The following is a 16,694-nucleotide window of genomic DNA, read 5'->3' as shown; positions in this document are numbered from 1 at the left end:
TTCAAACAAAAAATGGTGCGGCCGGTTATCCGGCCGCACCAGCCTTGGGAGGCTTAGCGGGCTGCGGTCCAGCCCTTGTAATCCTTCAGGTTCTCGGCTGTGATCAACTGTGGGTCGAGCAGTACCGTCGCCTCGGCCGGCTTTTTGCCGGCGAGCACTTCAGCCGCCATCTGCAGCGACTGGCCAGCCATCACATAGGGGTCCTGCGAGGCCGAGGCCTTGATCATCGAGGTGCCGGAAGAGAGTTCCTTCTCGATATCGGGCGCGCCGTCGACCGCGGTGAAGATGAACTCCGAGCGGTTGAGCTGTTTGGCCGCGAGTTGGGCGCCGATCGCCGTCGGATCGTTGATGGCGAACACCGCGTCGATCTTGTCGAAACGGGTCAGCAGCGACTGGAACACTTTCAGGCCGCCGTCGCGCGAGCCTTCGGCATTCTGGTCGTCGGAGAGGATCTTGATATCCGGGTGCTTCGCAAGCACGTCCTTGCAGCCCTTGACCCGCTCCAGGATCGACGATGATGCCGGGCCGTTCAGGATGACATAGTCACCCTTGCCGCCGGTATGGTCGACCAGATACTGGCAGGCCGCTTCGCCGGCCTTGACGTTGTTTGTCATCACGGTGACGTCGGCGCCCGGCGCCGAAACGTCGAACGCTGCAACCACGATGCCCGCCGCTTGCGCCTTCTTCACCGCCGGCGCGATCGCCTTGGCATCGACAGCGTTGAGCATGATCACGTCGACGCCGGCGGCGATGAAGGAGTCGACCTGCGAAACCTGCTTGTTGAGGTCGTAGTCGGCCGACACCGACGTCACCTCGACGTTGGGGTTGATCTTCTTAGCCGCATCTTCGATGCCCTTGATGGTGGCGACGAAGAACGGGTTGCCGAGCAGGCCGACCGAGATGCCGACCTTGTTCAGATCCTTGGCCGAAGCCGGTGCGATGGCGACGGCCGCAAGGGCAACGCCGCAGAGCAGTTTAGCGATGGTCTTCATTCTTTTCCTCCTGATGCCCCGCGCCTCTCACGGTGCGTTACATGAAACCGGGTCGTTGACGCCGGCGACTAAGGTCAATCACGTTCTTGCTCCGGCCTGGAGCCTGTAGCGGTCGAGGGCGACCGCCACGATGATGACCAATCCCTTGATGATGTACTGCCAGATGTCCGAAACGCCGGCCAAGATGAGCCCGTTGGAGAGCACCGCTATGATCAGGCCGCCGATCAGCGTGCCCCAGATCGAGCCGACGCCGCCGACGAAGCTGGTGCCGCCGAGAATGACCGCGGCGATGGCGTCGAGTTCGTAGGATTGCCCAAGCTGCAGCCCATTGGCCGCGTAGAGCCGGGCCGCCGACATGGCGCCGCCAAGGCCGGCCAGAAGGCCGGAAACGCCATAGACGAAGAGCAGCACCAGCGGCACCTTGATGCCGGTGAGGCGGGCGGCCTCGGCATTGCCGCCGACGGCGTAGATCCAGGTGCCGAGCACGGTGCGCTTGAGCACCAGCCAGGACAGCACCACGACCGACAGAGCGATGATGACGAGCCAGGGGATGCCGAACAGCGAACCGTTGCCGATGAAGTCGAACGGCAGGTCCGAGTTGAACACCGTGGTGTCCTGGCCGAGCAGGCGGGCGACGCCGCGCACGGCTGTCAGCGAACCCAGCGTGACGATAAAGGGCGGCAGCTTGATGTAGGCGACGAGCAGCCCGTTGATGACGCCGAAGCCGAGGCCGACCAGAATGGCCGCCGGCACGCCGAGCATGCCCCACTCCGGCACCAGCGACACCATCACCGCCACCATCGCCGAGGCGGCAAGGATGGCGCCGACGGACAGGTCGATGCCGCCGGTCAGGATGACGAAGGTCATGCCGGCCGCGAGCACGATGTTGATCGACGACTGCTGGGTGACGATCAGCAGGTTGGTCTCGGTGAGGAAGCGCGGGTTCATGAACTGGAAGCCGGCCGCCAAAAGGATCAGGACCGGCAGCATGCCAAGGGCGGCGAAGGCGGTGCGCAGCCGCCGGCTCCTGCCGACAGCCTGGTCGCCGGCGCTCATCTCGGTTGCCTTGTCGATCATCCCTTGGCCGCTCCCGTTGCAAGTTCCATGATTGCCTCCTGACTGAGCGGCTGGCCTTCGGATGACGTCACCTCGCCAGCGATGGTGCCGTCGCGCATCACCAGCACGCGGTCGGCGACGCCGATCACCTCCGGCAGTTCGCTGGAGATCATCAGGATGGCGATGCCCTTCTTGGCGAGATCGTCGATCAGCCGGTAGATTTCCGACTTCGCCCCGACATCGACGCCGCGGGTTGGCTCGTCGAGGATGAGGACCCGCGGCTCGGTTTCGAGCAGGCGGGCCAGCAGCACCTTCTGCTGGTTGCCGCCCGACAGCGAGCCGGCATTGGCCTGCACCGACCTGGTGCGGATGGAGAGGTCGGAAACGGCCTTGGCGGCGCGCCTTTCGGCCGTGGCGAAGTCGCGCAAGCCTCCGGCCCGCGCGTCCCTTGCGAGCACGCCCATGCTGATATTGTCGGAAATCGACATGTCTAGGAACAGGCCGAGCTCCTTGCGGTCTTCGGTGAGATAGGCAATGCCGGCATCCAGCGCCTCGCGCGGCGAGCCGATGGCTATCGGTTTTCCGTCGAGCTCCAGCGTGCCTGATGTGTGCTTGTCGGCGCCGAAGATCAGCCGCGCGAGCTCGGTGCGGCCCGAGCCGACCAGGCCCGCCAGCGCCAGCACCTCGCCCTTGTGCAGGTCGAAGGAACAGTCCTTCAAAAGATTGCCGTCCGACATGCCCTGCACTGATAGCGCGATCGCGCGCTTGCTGTCCGGCGGGCGGTGATCCTTCTTGTAGAAGGCGGATAGGTCGCGGCCAACCATCATCGAGACGAGGCGCGAGGCGTTCAGATCGGCGCGATCGAGCGTGCCGACATAGCCGCTGTCGCGCAGCACGCTGACGCGGTCGGCAAGCTGGTAGACCTCTTCCATGCGGTGGCTGATGTAGATGATGGCGATGCCTTGCGACTTCAGCGTTGCAATGACCTCGAACAGCCTGTCCGTCTCGCGCGAGGTCAGCGAGGTGGTCGGCTCGTCCATGACGATGATGCGCGCGCTGGTCGACAGCGCGCGGGCGATCTCGACCATCTGGCGCTCGCCGAGCGACAGGCTAGAGACAAGCGCGCGCGCCGAGAAGGAGACGCCGAGCCGCGCGATGATCTCGTTGGCGCGCCGATTGCACTGGTCGCGGTCGACGATGCCGAACCGTCTCGGCTCGTTGCCGAGGAAGATGTTCTGCGCGACCGTCAGGTTGGGCGCCAGCGACAGCTCCTGATAGATGACGGCAATGCCGTTGGCGCGTGCCTTGATCGGGTCGCCGGTGGCGACCGGCGCGCCGTCGATCAAGATATCGCCGCCGGGGTCCGGCCGGTAGGCGCCGGATAGCACCTTCATCAGCGTCGACTTGCCGGCGCCGTTTTCGCCCATCAGCGCGTGCAGTTCGCCGGCGTGAGCGGTCAGCGACACATCCTGCAAGGCGCGGATCGGACCGAACGTCTTCGAGATATGCCGCATCTCCAGCACCGGCTGGCTCACTGTTTCGATCCGGGCCGCGGCGGTCATCGTGCACCTCCCGCTGCAGCATCAGCGACGCCTCGGTCGGTGGCGAGCCTACGCCAGCTGTCGCGATAGCCGGCAAGCCCGGCGAAGCTTGAAGCGCGGACAGGCTCCGGCGCCTCGGCGGCGAACTCGCGTCCAACACTCTCGAACGCAAGAGCCGCCGCTCCGGTGGCGCTGCCCTCCAGCGTGGCGCCCTGCATGAAGGCCTGGCCGGGACGCAGCTGCGCCAGCAGGGCGGCGAGCAGGCCGCCGCTGTTCAGCCCGCCATCGACGATTACGGTATTGTCCGAATGGATCAGGTCGAGACACAGGTCGACCATCAGCGCGACATAGAGCAGCGCCACGGCCGCGCGCTCCTCCGCGTTGGGCGTGCGCCCGACCAGTTCGCCGGGATGGCCAGGCATCGGCCCGCCTGGCGCGAAGCTGGGCAGCGCCATGATGCCGGCGTCGATCACCTGCTGTAGCGTGGAGCGGTCGATTGCGCCTTGCCAGCCGGCGCTGATGACAGCGAATTCACGCCCGCCCATGAAGCGGATGGTGGGCACCGGGCCGCCGTCGACGTCGACATTGACCAGCATGTCGCGGTCGCGATCGAGCGCGTCGAGCGGGCAGTCCGGGTTGAGCACGATGACCCAGGTGCCGGTCGAGACGACTGTGACCGGGCCAAGCTCCTGCCTGCGATAGGCATAGAGCGCCGCATTGCTGTCATGGACGCCGTTGTGGATGGCGATCGGCCGCGCTTTATCGCCGAAGCGCTGCTCGCCGATGACCGCGCCGGCACGCTCGAAGGTCGGCATCTGGCCGCGCCAACCCTCGGCGTCGACCAGCGAGGAGAAATCGCGCTTGCGCGGCGCCCACAGATGCGAGTGACAGCCGAGATAGGACACTTCCGAGGCCGCCCGGCCGCCAAAGCGCCAGCTCCAGTATTGCGGATAGCCGAGGATTGATTTCGCGGCAGCAAACGCGCCGGGCTGCACTGCCTTCAGCCACAGCATGTGGCGGCCATAGTTGAAGCCGAGCGGCAGATGCGGCGAGAAGGTCTCGGCAAAATCCGGAATGCGGCGATCGATCTGCGCGGCAATCTCGGCCGGCGGCTCCTGCTCGTAGTCGAGGATCGGATGCGTCAGCGCCGCATCGTCAACCAACGCAAAGGTGCAGCCATGGCCCGAAACCATCAAGCCCTCTATGCCATGATTGTCGACCGCGTCGTCGACGGCGCGAGCCGCCCAATCGTGAAGCGCTGGCTCGTCGAGCACGCTGAAGCCGCCTTTGCGTGTCCAGTTCGGCTGGGTCCGACGCTCGTCGAGGATCCGCCCGTCCTGATCGAAGACGAACAGCTTCGAGTTGGTCTTGCCGAAGTCGAGGACAGCCACCTTCACTGGAGGGCTCCCGAGGCAGAGGCGATCCGCACCGTGACGCCGGCGTCTTCCAGCATGCGCGCGTCAGCGTCGGACAGGCCGTCATCGGTCACCAGCGTGCCGATGCGGGACAAGGGCAGCGCGACGTTGCGCGCGTGGATCGACAGTTTGCGGCTGTCGGCCAGCACCACGATCTGGTCGGCGCATAGGCTGAGCTCGACGATGGAGCGGACCAGCAGCGGATGCGACTCCAGCAGGCCCTCCTGGCCGATGCCTTGCGCGCCAAGAAAGAACTTTGATGCATAGAACGGCACGGCCTGAGTGAGCGAATGGATGATGCCAGGCTCGCGATGAAGCTCACCCCCGGCAACGGTCAGGCTGCAATGGCCGTGGTCGCTCAGATAAGCCACGAGCGGCATCGAGTTGGTATAGAGCCGGATGTTGCGGTCGGCCAGCTTGGCGCCGAGATGGAAACAGGTCGAACCGCCATGCACGATGACGGCGTCGCCATCGCGCACCATGGTCGCGGCGAGAGCGGCGATCTGCCGCTTGGCCTCGACCGCGAGATCGCGGTTCTCGTCATAGGGCCTGGCATAGGCGACGCCCGCCTGCGAAGCGCCATCGAGCGCCGAGATGCCGCCATAGACCTTTCGTGCTTCACCGGCCTCATCGATCTTGTCGATGTCGCGCCGCACCGTCGCAGCCGACACGCCGAGCCGCTCCTGCAGCTCGCGCACCGAGGCGAAGGGGCGATCCCGCAACAACTCGACGATCTGACGCTGGCGGCCGGAGTCGCTCAACGGATACCTCCCGAAAATGCCATTTTGCCACGGCAATTGGTGCAACTTACTCAACACGTATCGGATTGCAAGCTCGATTTGACGAGATAAGATCACTATTGACGTAACTTACTCGCATCTGCGATACCAGCGTCAACCATTATCCCGGCAGCGGGACATCCAAAGCCGTGGCCACGCGGCCGGTTTGTGGAGGAATTTCGATGGCAAACTATGCGGATGCGCAGGAATTGGCTGCTTTGCGATCGCTTTCGGCCAGCATCGGGCGCGACCCGCATTTGACCCAGGCCGCGGGCGGCAACACTTCGCTGAAGGCTGGCGACACACTCTGGATCAAGGCTTCCGGTACTTGGTTGAAGAATGCGCTCGTCGAGGACATCATGGTTCCCGTAGCGATCCCCCCGCTGCTTAGGGCTGTCGAGCAGCGCGACCCGGCCGCCGATCAGCCACAAGGTTTCGCCATCGAGGCGCTCAATGCCCGCAGGCTGCGTCCCTCGATCGAGACCACGGTTCATGCGCTGATGCCGCAGCGCGTCGTTCTGCATGTCCACTGCGTCGACACCATTTCGCTTGCCGTGCAGGCCGACTGCGAGGCTCAAATCGCCAAGCGCCTGGATGGCATCGAATGGGCGTATGTTGCCTATCGCCGACCGGGCCTGCCGCTTGCCCAGGGCATTGCCGAGCGCCTTCGGCCAGGCGTCGATGTGCTGATCCTTGGCAATCACGGGCTGGTCGTCGCTGCCGAGACCGTCGCTGACGCCGAGGCACTGCTGCGTCGCGTCGCAGGGCTGCTGGCGCGGCCGCCGCGCGAGGTGGTGGAGCCGAACGTTGCCGCATTGACAGCGCTCATCGGACGCACCGGTTACAGGTTGCCGGCGGATATCGAAGCGCATGCGGCCGCGATCGATCCGGAAAGCTGCCGCATGGCGTCGGGAGGCAGCCTCTATCCCGATCACGTCATCTTTCTCGGCCAGGGTTCGGTCGTGGCGAGACCTGGCGAGGATGTGAAGCGTGTCACCGAACGGTGCGGCACGGCACCCGCGGCAATCCTGTTTCCCGGGCTTGGCGTGCTGATGCGCGGCGACGCAAGTGCCGGCGCCGATGCCATGCAACGCTGCCTCGCCGACGTGACGGCGCGGGTCGACGTCGCGGCGAAGCTGAACTATCTGACCGCCGCGGAGAATGATGAACTGATCAACTGGGACGCCGAGCAGTATCGCCAGAAACTCAATGCCGCCGGCGGCTGACATGGCGCGTTCAATCGACCAGCTTTCGATCGGCATCGATATCGGCACATCAGGTGCGCGCGCCGTCGCTATGCGGCCGGACTTTTCGATAGCCGCGCGTTCCGCCGTTCCACTCGACAGATTTGGCCAGGATGCCCGCGACCCCTCGGTGTGGTGGTCAGCGGTCGGCGCGGCGCTGACGGAACTGCTTTCAGGCATCGATCGCGCGGCGGTCCGGTCGATTGCCGTCGACGGCACTTCGGGCACGTTGCTGCCGGTCGACGGCGCCGGGCGGCCGCTGGTCGAGCCGCTGATGTACAACGACAAAGTCGACGACGACGCGATCCTCGCCGTGATCGCGCGCGAGGCGCCGGCAACGAGCGCAGCACTTGGGCCAACGTCCGGTCTCGCCAAGGCGCTGTCGTTCCGGCGCCTGCCCGGCGTCGCCGCGGTGCTGCATCAGGCCGACTGGATCGCGGGGCAGTTCTCCGGCCGCTTCGATATCAGCGACGAGAACAATGCCCTGAAAACCGGCTACGACGTCGAGGGCCGCCGCTGGCCGGACTGGATCGCGGCAACTGGCATGCGCATGGAATTCCTTCCCGATGTCGTCAAACCGGGCGATGTGGTCGGAACGCTCACCGCGAGCGCTGCGGACCTGTTCGGCCTGGAGCGTGACGTCGCCGTGGTCGCCGGGACGACGGACGGCTGCGCGTCGTTCCTGGCGACGGGCGCTGCGGCAGTTGGCGATGGCGTCACCGCGCTGGGGTCCTCGCTGACCATCAAGATCCTCTCCGACCGGCCGATCTCGGCGCCGCAGTTCGGCATCTATAGTCACCGGTTGGGAGATGCCTATCTGGCGGGTGGTGCGTCGAATTCGGGGGGCAAGGTGCTGGCGCAGCATTTTCCCCTCGCGCGCATCATCGAGCTGAGTGCGGCGATCGACCCCACGACGGAGACCGGCCTCAACTATTATCCGCTTCCGGCGGTCGGCGAACGCTTTCCGATCGCCGATCCTGCTCTGCCGCCACGCCTGACGCCGCGGCCTGCGGACGACGCCGACTATCTGAAAGCGATGTTGGAGGGCATTGCCGGGATCGAGGCGCTCGGCTATCGCCGGCTTGCCGAGCTCGGCGCCCCGCGACTGACGTCGGTCAGAAGCGTCGGCGGCGGTGCGGCAAATCCTGCCTGGACCGCGATCCGGCAGCGCAAGCTGGGCGTCGGTTTCTTGCCGGCGCTTTCGGACGAGGCGGCTGCCGGCACGGCGCGGCTGGCGCTGGTGGGCGCAATCGAAGCGGGGCTTTCGTGAGCACGAAAACAATTGAGCATCTAGACGGCATCGGCGCGCTGGTTGAGCGCTATCAGGTGTTCCTGCTCGATCAGTTCGGCGTGCTGCACGATGGCACCAATCCTTATCCGGGCGCCGTGGAGGCATTGTCGGCGCTGAAGCGCGCAGGCAAGACGATTGTGCTGGTCTCGAACTCGGGCAGGCGGGCACGGCCCAACGAGGCCCGCTTGCTGAAGCTCGGCTTCGAACCAGGAAGCTGGGATCAATTTGTCTCTTCCGGCGAGATCGCGTGGCGGTCGTTTCATGAAATGGCGGCATCTGGAAAGCTGCGTCCAAACACCAAGTGCCTGCTGATCAGCAGGGAAGGCGACCGCTCGGCGATTGAAGGTCTGTCTTTCGCGTTGACCAGCGACGGCGACGATGCCGAGCTGGTGCTGATCGCCGCCAGCGAGGGCGATCGCTACGATCTCGAGCATTATCGCAGACTTTTTGAACCGGCAGCAATGCGGCAGGTGCCGTGCTTCTGCACCAACCCCGACAAGATCATGCTGACGGCAGTAGGCCCCCGCTTTGGCGCCGGCCAGCTTGCGGACCTCTACGAGAGCCTCGGCGGCAGCGTCACCCGCATTGGCAAGCCCTACGCGCCGATCTTCGATGCCGCGCTGGCGCTGGCGGGCAACCCGGACCGAAGCACCGTGGTCTGTGTCGGCGACAGCGTCGAACACGATATCGCCGGTGGAATTGGCGCCGGCGTGGCGACTGCGCTGGTCTTATCAGGAATACTGGCGGACACCCCTGACCTGGCCGACCTTTTCGATGGGCTGAACGCATACCCGGATTACACGACAGATCTTTTCAAGTTTGCGGATTGAGCTCGGCGATCTCCCAAGGTTGAGCGCTGCACGGTGATTGTGGTGTCGGTCGTGGTGCTTTCGGTGGCGTAGCTCTTTGGCTGCCGTTGCCAGTTCACATCTGGTTGGTCGGAGGCTATTGATCTCGCATGCGTGATTTTCAACTCCCTGGGCGGTCGCCGGTTCGTGCGACGGAAGCGATGGCCGCGACATCGCACCCGCTGGCGACACTGGCGGCGGTCGAGATGCTGCGGTCCGGCGGCAACGCGATGGATGCAGCCGTGTGCGCGGCTGCGGTGCAGGCAGTCGTCGAGCCGCAATCGACCGGTATCGGCGGCGACTGTTTCGTCCTTTACTGCCCCAACGGCCAAGGCGAGGTTCTGGCCTTCAACGGCTCGGGCCGCGCACCTGCAGCAGCGACGGCTGAGTGGTATCTGGACAGGGGGCATGACGCGCTGCCTGAATCAGGTCCGCACGCGGTTACCGTGCCGGGGGCCATCGACGCCTGGTGCCGGCTGCTCGAGGATCACGGCAGAAAGGGCATCGACGCCGCGCTGGCGCCCGCCATACGTTACGCCGAGCAGGGCTATGTCGTCCAAGATCGCGTCGCCTTCGACTGGGCTGACAGTGCTGCCTTGCTGGCCGCCGACGAACATGCCGCGCGGATATTCCTGCCGGACGGAAGGGCACCGCTGGCCGGCGAGCTGCATCGGCAGCCGCAACTGGCCGACACCTTGCGCATCGTCTCGCGCCGTGGCCGCGCCGGCTTTTATGAAGGCGAGGTTGCCGACGACTTGGTGTCGCGTCTGCGTGCCCTTGGCGGGCTGCATGCGCTCGAGGATTTCGCGGCGACGAAGGGCGACTATGTCAAGCCGGTCGGCACATCCTACCGAGGCTACGACATCCATCAGATGCCGCCGAACAACCAGGGCCTGACGGCACTGATCATGCTGAATGTGCTGTCGGGCTTTTCGCTCGGCTCGCTGGAGCCGAACGGCGCCGAGCGCTTTCACCTCGAGATCGAGGCGGGGCGGCTTGCCTATCAGGATCGCGACAATTTCATCGGCGACCAGAACCACGTCCATGTTCCCGTTGAGCAGTTGTTGTCCAGATCCCATGCGGACCAGCTTCGCGCCGAGATCGATCCGGCGCGCGCGATGACGCATCTGCCTCGGCTTGAGCTTCAGCCGAGCGATACCGTCTACATCTCGGTGGTCGACCGCGACCGTAATGCGGTCAGCTTCATCAACTCGACTTTTCATTCGTTCGGCAGCGGGGTGGTTGGCCCAAAAACCGGGGTCGTGCTGCAGAACCGCGGCAGCAGCTTCTGCCTGGCGGCGGACCACCCAAACTGCATCGCACCGGGAAAACGCCCCATGCACACCATCATGCCGGGCATGGTGACAGCCAAGGGCCGGGCGATCATGCCGTTCGGCGTGATGGGCGGTGGCTACCAGCCGTTCGGCCATGTCCACCTGCTCACCAACATGATCGATTTCGGCATGGACCCGCAGGAGGCGCTGGATGCGCCACGAGTGTTTTACAGACAGAACACTGTGGAGGCAGAGCGCGGGGTTCCGGGCGAGGCGATCGCCGGCCTGCGCGAACGAGGCCACCAGTTGTCCATCGCGACCGAGCCGCATGGCGGCGGTCAGTTGGTGCTGATCGACTGGGACAAGGGGACGCTTACCGGCGCGTCCGATCCACGCAAGGATGGTTGCGCGCTCGGTTACTGACGATCGGCTGCGTCTGAGCCTTTGCTGGTCCTGTTCAGTTTTGGCGCTGCCGCCACCAGCGCCTTGCCGATCGCCGACTGCGGCGCATCGATGACGGCACGGGCGTCGCCGCTCTCGGCGGTGCGACCGGCGTCGAGGATGACGATACGATGGGCGATGGCGCTGATAACGCCGAGATCATGCGAAATGAACAGATAGGCGATCCGTTCCTCGCGCTGCAGATCGAGCAGCAATTGCAGGATCTGTCGGCGCACGGATACGTCGAGCGCAGACACTGCTTCGTCGAGCACGATCAGCGATGGCTTTGTCGCGATGGCGCGGGCAATCGCGACGCGCTGGCGCTGGCCGCCTGAAATCTCGTGGATGCCGCGGCCGGCGAGATCAGCGCTCAGGCCGACGCGCTCCAGCAAAGCAGCGATGCGGCGCGGGCGCTCCTGTCGAGAGGCGATGCCATGGATGCGCAGGGGGTCGTCGAGCACGCGTGCGACGCTGGCGCGCGGGTTGAAGGCAGCAAGCGGGTCCTGGAACACCATTTGCATGTACGCGCGCCGGGCGCGCAAGGACGCGCCGTTCAGGGACAGGAAATCGCCGCCTTCGAACTCGATGCGGCCGCCGTCCGGTTCGATCAGCCGCAACAGTAGCCGCGCGATCGTCGACTTGCCGCTGCCGGAAGGCCCGGCCAACGCCAGCGTCTCGCCGGGCTCGATGTCGAAGGAAACGTCATCGACGGCGGCAATCGTCTTGCCGCCGCGACGATATCGTTTGGTCAGGCCGGAAACGGCCAGCAATGGGCTGTTCATGCTGACGTTCCGGCCTGCCGCAGCAGCGGTTCGGCGTCGAGGCCGAGATGGGCGTCGAGCAGCGCTCTTGTGTAGGCGTGGCGCGGCCTAGCGATGATCTGCGCCGTCGCACCGATCTCGACCAGCTCGCCGTGCTGGAATACGGTGATGCGCTCGGCCAGATCGGCGGCCAATGCGATGTCGTGGCTGACGAACAGCAGCGTCATGCCGTCCTCGGCCACCAATTTCCGGATCAGCGCGACGATCTCGGCCTGCACGATGGTGTCAAGCGCGCTGGTCGCCTCATCGGCGATCAGCAGTTTCGGACCGGCCGCGATCGCTGCGGCGATCGCCACGCGCTGCTTCTGGCCGCCGGAAAGCTGGTGCGGATAGGCGCGCAAAGCGGCGTCCGGGTCGGGCAGGCGGACACGCTCGAGCAGGGTTTTTGCCTTGGCATAGGATTGCGACCAAGTAAGGCCGAGATGCGTGCGCGCGACTTCCGCGATTTGCTCGCCGACCGCCATCACTGGATCGAGGCTGGCCGACGGGTCCTGGAAGACGAAGCCGATGTCGCGGCCACCGAGGGGGGTGTGGGTGGGTTTGGCGACGGATTTTTGAGCTTTGCGTTCCATGAGGCCCCCCTCTGTCCTGCCGGACATCTCCCCCTCAAGGGGGGAGATTAGCAGTTTCGCTGTTGGGTCCCTTCCTGCAACCTTGGAGATCGGCGAAGGCGGAGATGAGAGCGCAATCTCCCCCCTTGAGGGGGAGATGTCCGGCAGGACAGAGGGGGGTGCCTTGGCGCCCCAGGATGACGGCGATCGCAAAAACCAGTCAATACGGCCGCCAATCCTGGCGGAAGCCGGCAGCAGCCCGGCAATGGCCAGCGCCAGCGTGCTCTTGCCCGAGCCGCTCTCGCCGATGATGGCGAGGCGCTCGCCGGCGGCGACATCGAAGCTGATATGGTTCAGCGCCGCCACCTCGCTGCCATCGCGGCGGTAGGTCACCGTCAGATCGCGGATCGAAAGCAGTGCCGTCACGACAGGCTCCTTCTCACCGCTGTCGTCTCGACGACGCCTTCGCCGGCGAGATAGACACCGAGCACGGTCAGCACGAGCGCTACACCGGGAATGATCGACAAAAAAGGCGCGATGCGCAGCACGGCGCGGCCTTCGGCGATCATGCCGCCCCAGGTCACGCGGTTTGGGTCGCCGAGGCCGAGAAACGAAAGGGCCGCCTCTGTGAGGATCGCCGCGGCGACGATCACCGACGACAATGCCAGTACCGGCGGCAATGCGTTGGGCAGCACTTCGCGAAAGGCGATCTCCAGCGGATGCATGCCGATGACGCGGGCGCCAGCAACAAAATCGCGCTCGCGGATCGACAGCACTTCTGCACGGGCAACACGCGCTGGCCCCGTCCAGGCACCGAGCGCGATCGCCGCGACGACGACACCGAGCGATGGGCCGACGACGCTGACGAAGGCCAGCGCCAGCAGGAAGCTCGGCACAGTCTGGAAGGCGTCGGTGATACGCATCAGCACTTCGTCGACGCCGCCGCCGGCAAAGCCGGCCAGCGTGCCAACTGTCGCGCCGACGGCAAGGGCTGTGGCTGCCGCCGCCAGCCCGACCGCCAGCGAGGTGCGGGCGCCGTGGAAAAGCTCGGCCAGCACATCGCGGCCGAGCCTGTCGGTGCCGAGCGGCAGCGACCAGTCCTGAAAGGGTGGCAGCAATGCCGGCCCGGCAATGGCTTGCGGATCGCCGGGAAAGAACAGTGGTGCGGCAAGCGCCATGGCGCACAGCGCCGCCAGGATGATCGCGCCGGCGACCGCTTCCGGCTTGCGGAAAAAACGTTGAAGCGGGCTCACGCACCGGCCTCGCTGGCGCCGACGCGCGGATCGAGGAAGGCGTAGGCGATGTCGACGAGAAGGTTGATGACGATAACCAGAACGGCGCTGACGAGAATGATGCCGAGCAGCAGCGGGGTGTCGCGCGCAGCCACCGCTTCCTGCGCCAACCGGCCAAGGCCGGGCACCGAAAAGACGCTTTCGATGACGACGCTGCCGCCCAGCATCTGGGCCGATTGCAGGCCGAGCATGGTGACCAGCGGCAGCAGCGCGTTGCGGGCGACGTGGGCGAGCACGATGCGGCGGCGGGACAGGCCTTTGGCGCGAGCGGCGAGGACAAAATCCTGCCGCCAGACTTCGGCCATGCCGGCGCGCATCATGCGCAGATAAAGTGCCAGATAGATAAAGCCGAGTGCGGACACCGGCAGGACGAGATGACTGGCGATATCCATCGCGCGGTCGAGGCCGGTCTTGCCCGATGCGATGCTCTCGATGCCGCCGATCGGAAACCAACGCAGGTCGACGGCAAAGACGATGATCAGCACCAGCCCGAGCCAGAAGCCCGGCACGGCATAGAGCGCCAGCGAGCCGATCGACAGGAAACGGTCGCGAAAGCTGCCGGGTCTGGCGCCGGCATAAATGCCGAGCGCCGAGCCGAGGCCGAAGGAGAGCGCGGTGGCGCTGCCCATCAAAAGCAGCGTGTTGGGCAGGCGTTCGAGGATCACCTCGCGGATCGGTCGCGAGAAGGTGACCGACTGGCCGAGGTCGAGATGCAGCAGCGCCCAGAGGTAGTTCGCAAGCCGCGTCAGCGCCGACTGGTCGAGGCCCCAGCGATGGCGCAGCAATTCGATCATGCCGGCGTCGCCGCCGGTCGAGACGATATAGGCGTCGACCGCGTCACCGGGCGCGGATTCCAGCAAAAGGAAAGTGCCGATGACGACAATCAGCAGCACGAAGATGCTGCCGACGAGGCGGCGGCGAAGAAGGATGAGGGCGCGGGTCATGGCGGCGCCGGCTGCTTGGCGATGTGCCGATCCTGGGATGCGCAGTGCCTAGGCGCCCCCCTTTGTCCTGCCGGACATCTCCCCCTCAAGGGGGGAGATCGGCCGTCACTCGCCGTAGCGCCAATCGCAAACATCGCTAAGGGAAGGGCCGGCATCAAAGCAAGCCAATCTCCCCCCTTGAGGGGGAGATGTCCGGCAGGACAGAGGGGGGTATCGTCGAGCACGGACATTACCAACTTCACCTACTGGCGAAGGTCAATCTCAATTAATCGCAGCTCACCCCTCCAGCCAGGTGTCCGCCCAGTTCGATACCGCCCAGCGCGGGTTGTTGGCGACATTCCCCACCGTGTCTCTGATAACGCTGATGAAGCTCCATTCGGCGACGTTGATCAGCGGCAGGTCGGCTGCGACCTTTTTCTGAAACTCCTTGTAGAGCTCCGTCCGCGCGGCGGTATCAAGCGTCTCGGATGCCTTGGCGATGAGGGCGTCGAGCTCGTCGTTCTTGTAGCCGCCCTGGTTGGAGAAAGGCACCCCGTCGGGAATGCCGCTCTGTACCAGGATGGTGGTCGAGATCGCCGGGTCGCCGCGGAACACCGGCGGCCCGACCGCGAGGTCGAAGGCGTGGTCGGTGTAGACGGCCTTGATGTGCGCGGCCGAGTCGTTGTTGACCAGCTGGGCGTCAATGCCGATGGCGGCGAGCGCCTGGCGCAGATAGTCGCCGAACTGCTTGGTCTCGTTGAAGTAGGGCGCCGGCAACAGCTTCAGCGAGAAGCGCTTGCCGTCGTCGCCTTTGCTGTAGCCGGCTTCGTCGAGCAGGGCGTTGGCCTTGGCCACGTCGAAGGCATAGGTCGGCACGTCGGCCGTATAGAACTGCGGATCGTTCCTCGGCACCGGGCCGGTGGCTGTGGCGGCGTAGCCAAGGAACACCGTCTTGACGACGAAATCCTTGTCGATGGCGTGGGCGATCGCCTGGCGCACCTTGAGGTCGGCCAGCTCCTTGCGGCGATGGTTGATCTCGACGACGAGCTGGTAGGTCAGGCCCTCGTAACCCTTGGTGATCACCTTGAGGCCAGGCACTTTGGAGATGCGGTCGAGGTCGGCCAGCGGTACGGCGGAAAAGGCGGCGAGCTGGATCTCTTCGGCCTCAAGCGCGCTTGCCGCCGAAGTGCGGTCGGGCAGCACCTGGTAGATGATCTCGTCGAGGTAAGGTTGGTCCTTGCCCCAATAGTCGACATTCTTCTCCAGCCGATAATATTCGCCGGGTTTGTGTTCGGCGAATTTGAACGGGCCGGTGCCGACAGGCGCATTGTTGGCCGGGTTCTCTTCGATCTTTCCAGTCTCGTAGATGTGCTTCGGCACCACGCTGCTCAGCGCCGGCAAGGCGTTGCGGATCAACTGGAACGGTGTCGGCTTGGCGAATTTGAATACCACCGTCAGTTCGTCGGGCGTGTCGACGGTCTCCAGGTCCTTGAACACGGTGCGGCCGAGATTCTGCAGCGGCTTCCAGATCTGCAGCGCTGAGAAGGCGACGTCGGCGGACGTGAAGGGCTTGCCGTCATGCCATTTGACGCCTTCGCGCAATTTGAACGTCACCGACAGGCCATCGGCGGCGCCCTCCCAGCTTGTCGCCAGGCGCGGGTCGAGCCCGTCCTTGCCGTCAAAGGATGCCTCGGCCAGCGTCTCCACGACCTTGCTTGAGATGAAGAACACGCCGTTGGAAGCGACGATCGCCGGGTTGAGGTTGCGCGGCTCGGAATCGGCGGCGACGACCAGCCGTCCGCCTTTCCTGGGCGTCTGTGCCAGACCGATGGTCGGCAGCGCCGTCGAGGCCAGAAGCAATGCCGAACCCGCAAGCACGGTGCGTCTGGAAATCGTGACATCTGACATGATCGAACTCCGTCCCTCTCAGCCACCCGGCCGGGTGGGCCAATACCCTCGGACGCCGGACGGCATCCTTGCAAGGCTGATTATGAGCCTTGCCGAGGGTTTCGCCAGAGAGGGAATTGGCGCATCCTGGCGTGGCTTTGAAAATTTCGTCCGCTGGACCAGTTACAGGGAAGCGGTTCATTGGAGCTTATCTGGTAGGACCAGATCAGGTTAAGCATCGCGATATACGACGACGGAGTGTGCCGAAACGGGCGTTTCACCTATTCTGGCTGGACCAGACTGGGCAAAGTAGTGCAGATTTGTCCGACAGCCGGAGTA

14 protein-coding genes are annotated in these 16,694 nt (G+C 65.1%); 4 read left to right on the top strand and 10 right to left on the bottom strand.

Going from position 1 to position 16,694, the window contains the following annotated elements; all coding sequences use genetic code 11:
* Positions 1-53 precede the first annotated feature (53 nt).
* From EN885_RS04735 to EN885_RS04715, 5 genes are all read right to left on the bottom strand, one after another.
* Positions 54-992 (bottom strand): ABC transporter substrate-binding protein, encoded by a 939-nt coding sequence (locus tag EN885_RS04735; RefSeq protein ID WP_126104805.1) that lies wholly within the window; start codon positions 990-992, stop codon positions 54-56.
* Between the two features lie 78 nt (positions 993-1,070).
* A complete protein-coding gene (locus tag EN885_RS04730; RefSeq protein ID WP_128244087.1) occupies positions 1,071-2,069 on the bottom strand; it encodes a ribose ABC transporter permease in 999 nt (332 codons plus the stop codon).
* Complete coding sequence (locus EN885_RS04725) at positions 2,066-3,610, bottom strand: sugar ABC transporter ATP-binding protein (RefSeq protein ID WP_126104807.1); 1,545 nt, start codon at positions 3,608-3,610, stop codon at positions 2,066-2,068. The genes EN885_RS04730 and EN885_RS04725 overlap by 4 nt, the downstream gene beginning before the upstream one ends.
* Positions 3,607-4,986, bottom strand: a complete 1,380-nt coding sequence (locus tag EN885_RS04720; protein WP_128244088.1) for a carbohydrate kinase — start codon at positions 4,984-4,986, stop codon at positions 3,607-3,609. Before EN885_RS04720 ends, EN885_RS04725 begins: the two co-directional genes overlap by 4 nt.
* On the bottom strand, positions 4,983-5,765 hold the full coding sequence (locus EN885_RS04715; RefSeq protein ID WP_126104809.1) for a DeoR/GlpR family DNA-binding transcription regulator: 783 nt from the start codon (positions 5,763-5,765) through the stop codon (positions 4,983-4,985). The genes EN885_RS04720 and EN885_RS04715 overlap by 4 nt, the downstream gene beginning before the upstream one ends.
* A gap of 200 nt (positions 5,766-5,965) precedes the next feature.
* On the opposite strand from EN885_RS04715, the gene EN885_RS04710 reads away from it, so the two are divergent.
* The 4 genes from EN885_RS04710 (at position 5,966) to ggt (ending at position 10,863) form a co-directional block, all read left to right on the top strand.
* Entirely contained in the window at positions 5,966-7,009 is a 1,044-nt protein-coding gene (locus EN885_RS04710) for a class II aldolase/adducin family protein (protein ID WP_128244089.1), read from the top strand.
* A gap of 1 nt (position 7,010) precedes the next feature.
* Positions 7,011-8,297, top strand: a complete 1,287-nt coding sequence (locus tag EN885_RS04705) for an FGGY-family carbohydrate kinase (RefSeq protein ID WP_128244090.1) — start codon at positions 7,011-7,013, stop codon at positions 8,295-8,297.
* Complete coding sequence (locus EN885_RS04700; RefSeq protein WP_128244091.1) at positions 8,294-9,148, top strand: TIGR01459 family HAD-type hydrolase; 855 nt, start codon at positions 8,294-8,296, stop codon at positions 9,146-9,148. The genes EN885_RS04705 and EN885_RS04700 overlap by 4 nt, the downstream gene beginning before the upstream one ends.
* 128 nt (positions 9,149-9,276) lie before the next feature.
* Positions 9,277-10,863 carry a gamma-glutamyltransferase gene (ggt, locus tag EN885_RS04695; protein ID WP_128244092.1) on the top strand — a complete coding sequence of 529 codons (1,587 nt, stop codon included), beginning with the start codon at positions 9,277-9,279 and terminating at the stop codon, positions 10,861-10,863.
* Here the strand turns inward: ggt and EN885_RS04690 are convergent.
* The 5 genes from EN885_RS04690 to EN885_RS04665 form a co-directional block, all read right to left on the bottom strand.
* Positions 10,857-11,663 (bottom strand): ATP-binding cassette domain-containing protein, encoded by an 807-nt coding sequence (locus EN885_RS04690; RefSeq protein ID WP_128244093.1) that lies wholly within the window; start codon positions 11,661-11,663, stop codon positions 10,857-10,859. The two genes, ggt and EN885_RS04690, sit on opposite strands and share 7 nt — an antisense overlap.
* Positions 11,660-12,679 carry an ABC transporter ATP-binding protein gene (locus tag EN885_RS04685; protein ID WP_128244094.1) on the bottom strand — a complete coding sequence of 340 codons (1,020 nt, stop codon included), beginning with the start codon at positions 12,677-12,679 and terminating at the stop codon, positions 11,660-11,662. Before EN885_RS04685 ends, EN885_RS04690 begins: the two co-directional genes overlap by 4 nt.
* Positions 12,676-13,506, bottom strand: coding sequence for an ABC transporter permease (locus EN885_RS04680; protein WP_128244095.1), 831 nt, complete (start codon positions 13,504-13,506; stop codon positions 12,676-12,678). Before EN885_RS04680 ends, EN885_RS04685 begins: the two co-directional genes overlap by 4 nt.
* Positions 13,503-14,489 carry an ABC transporter permease gene (locus tag EN885_RS04675; protein WP_128244096.1) on the bottom strand — a complete coding sequence of 329 codons (987 nt, stop codon included), beginning with the start codon at positions 14,487-14,489 and terminating at the stop codon, positions 13,503-13,505. The genes EN885_RS04680 and EN885_RS04675 overlap by 4 nt, the downstream gene beginning before the upstream one ends.
* A gap of 276 nt (positions 14,490-14,765) precedes the next feature.
* Positions 14,766-16,376, bottom strand: coding sequence for an ABC transporter substrate-binding protein (locus EN885_RS04665; RefSeq protein ID WP_128244097.1), 1,611 nt, complete (start codon positions 16,374-16,376; stop codon positions 14,766-14,768).
* Positions 16,377-16,694 lie beyond the last annotated feature (318 nt).

The sequence above is a fragment of the Mesorhizobium sp. M6A.T.Cr.TU.014.01.1.1 genome (genome assembly GCF_004022765.1).
Lineage (GTDB): Bacteria > Pseudomonadota > Alphaproteobacteria > Rhizobiales > Rhizobiaceae > Mesorhizobium > Mesorhizobium mediterraneum.
The sequence above is the reverse complement of the archived record's forward strand: the minus strand, read 5'-3'. Positions and strand labels throughout refer to the sequence as shown.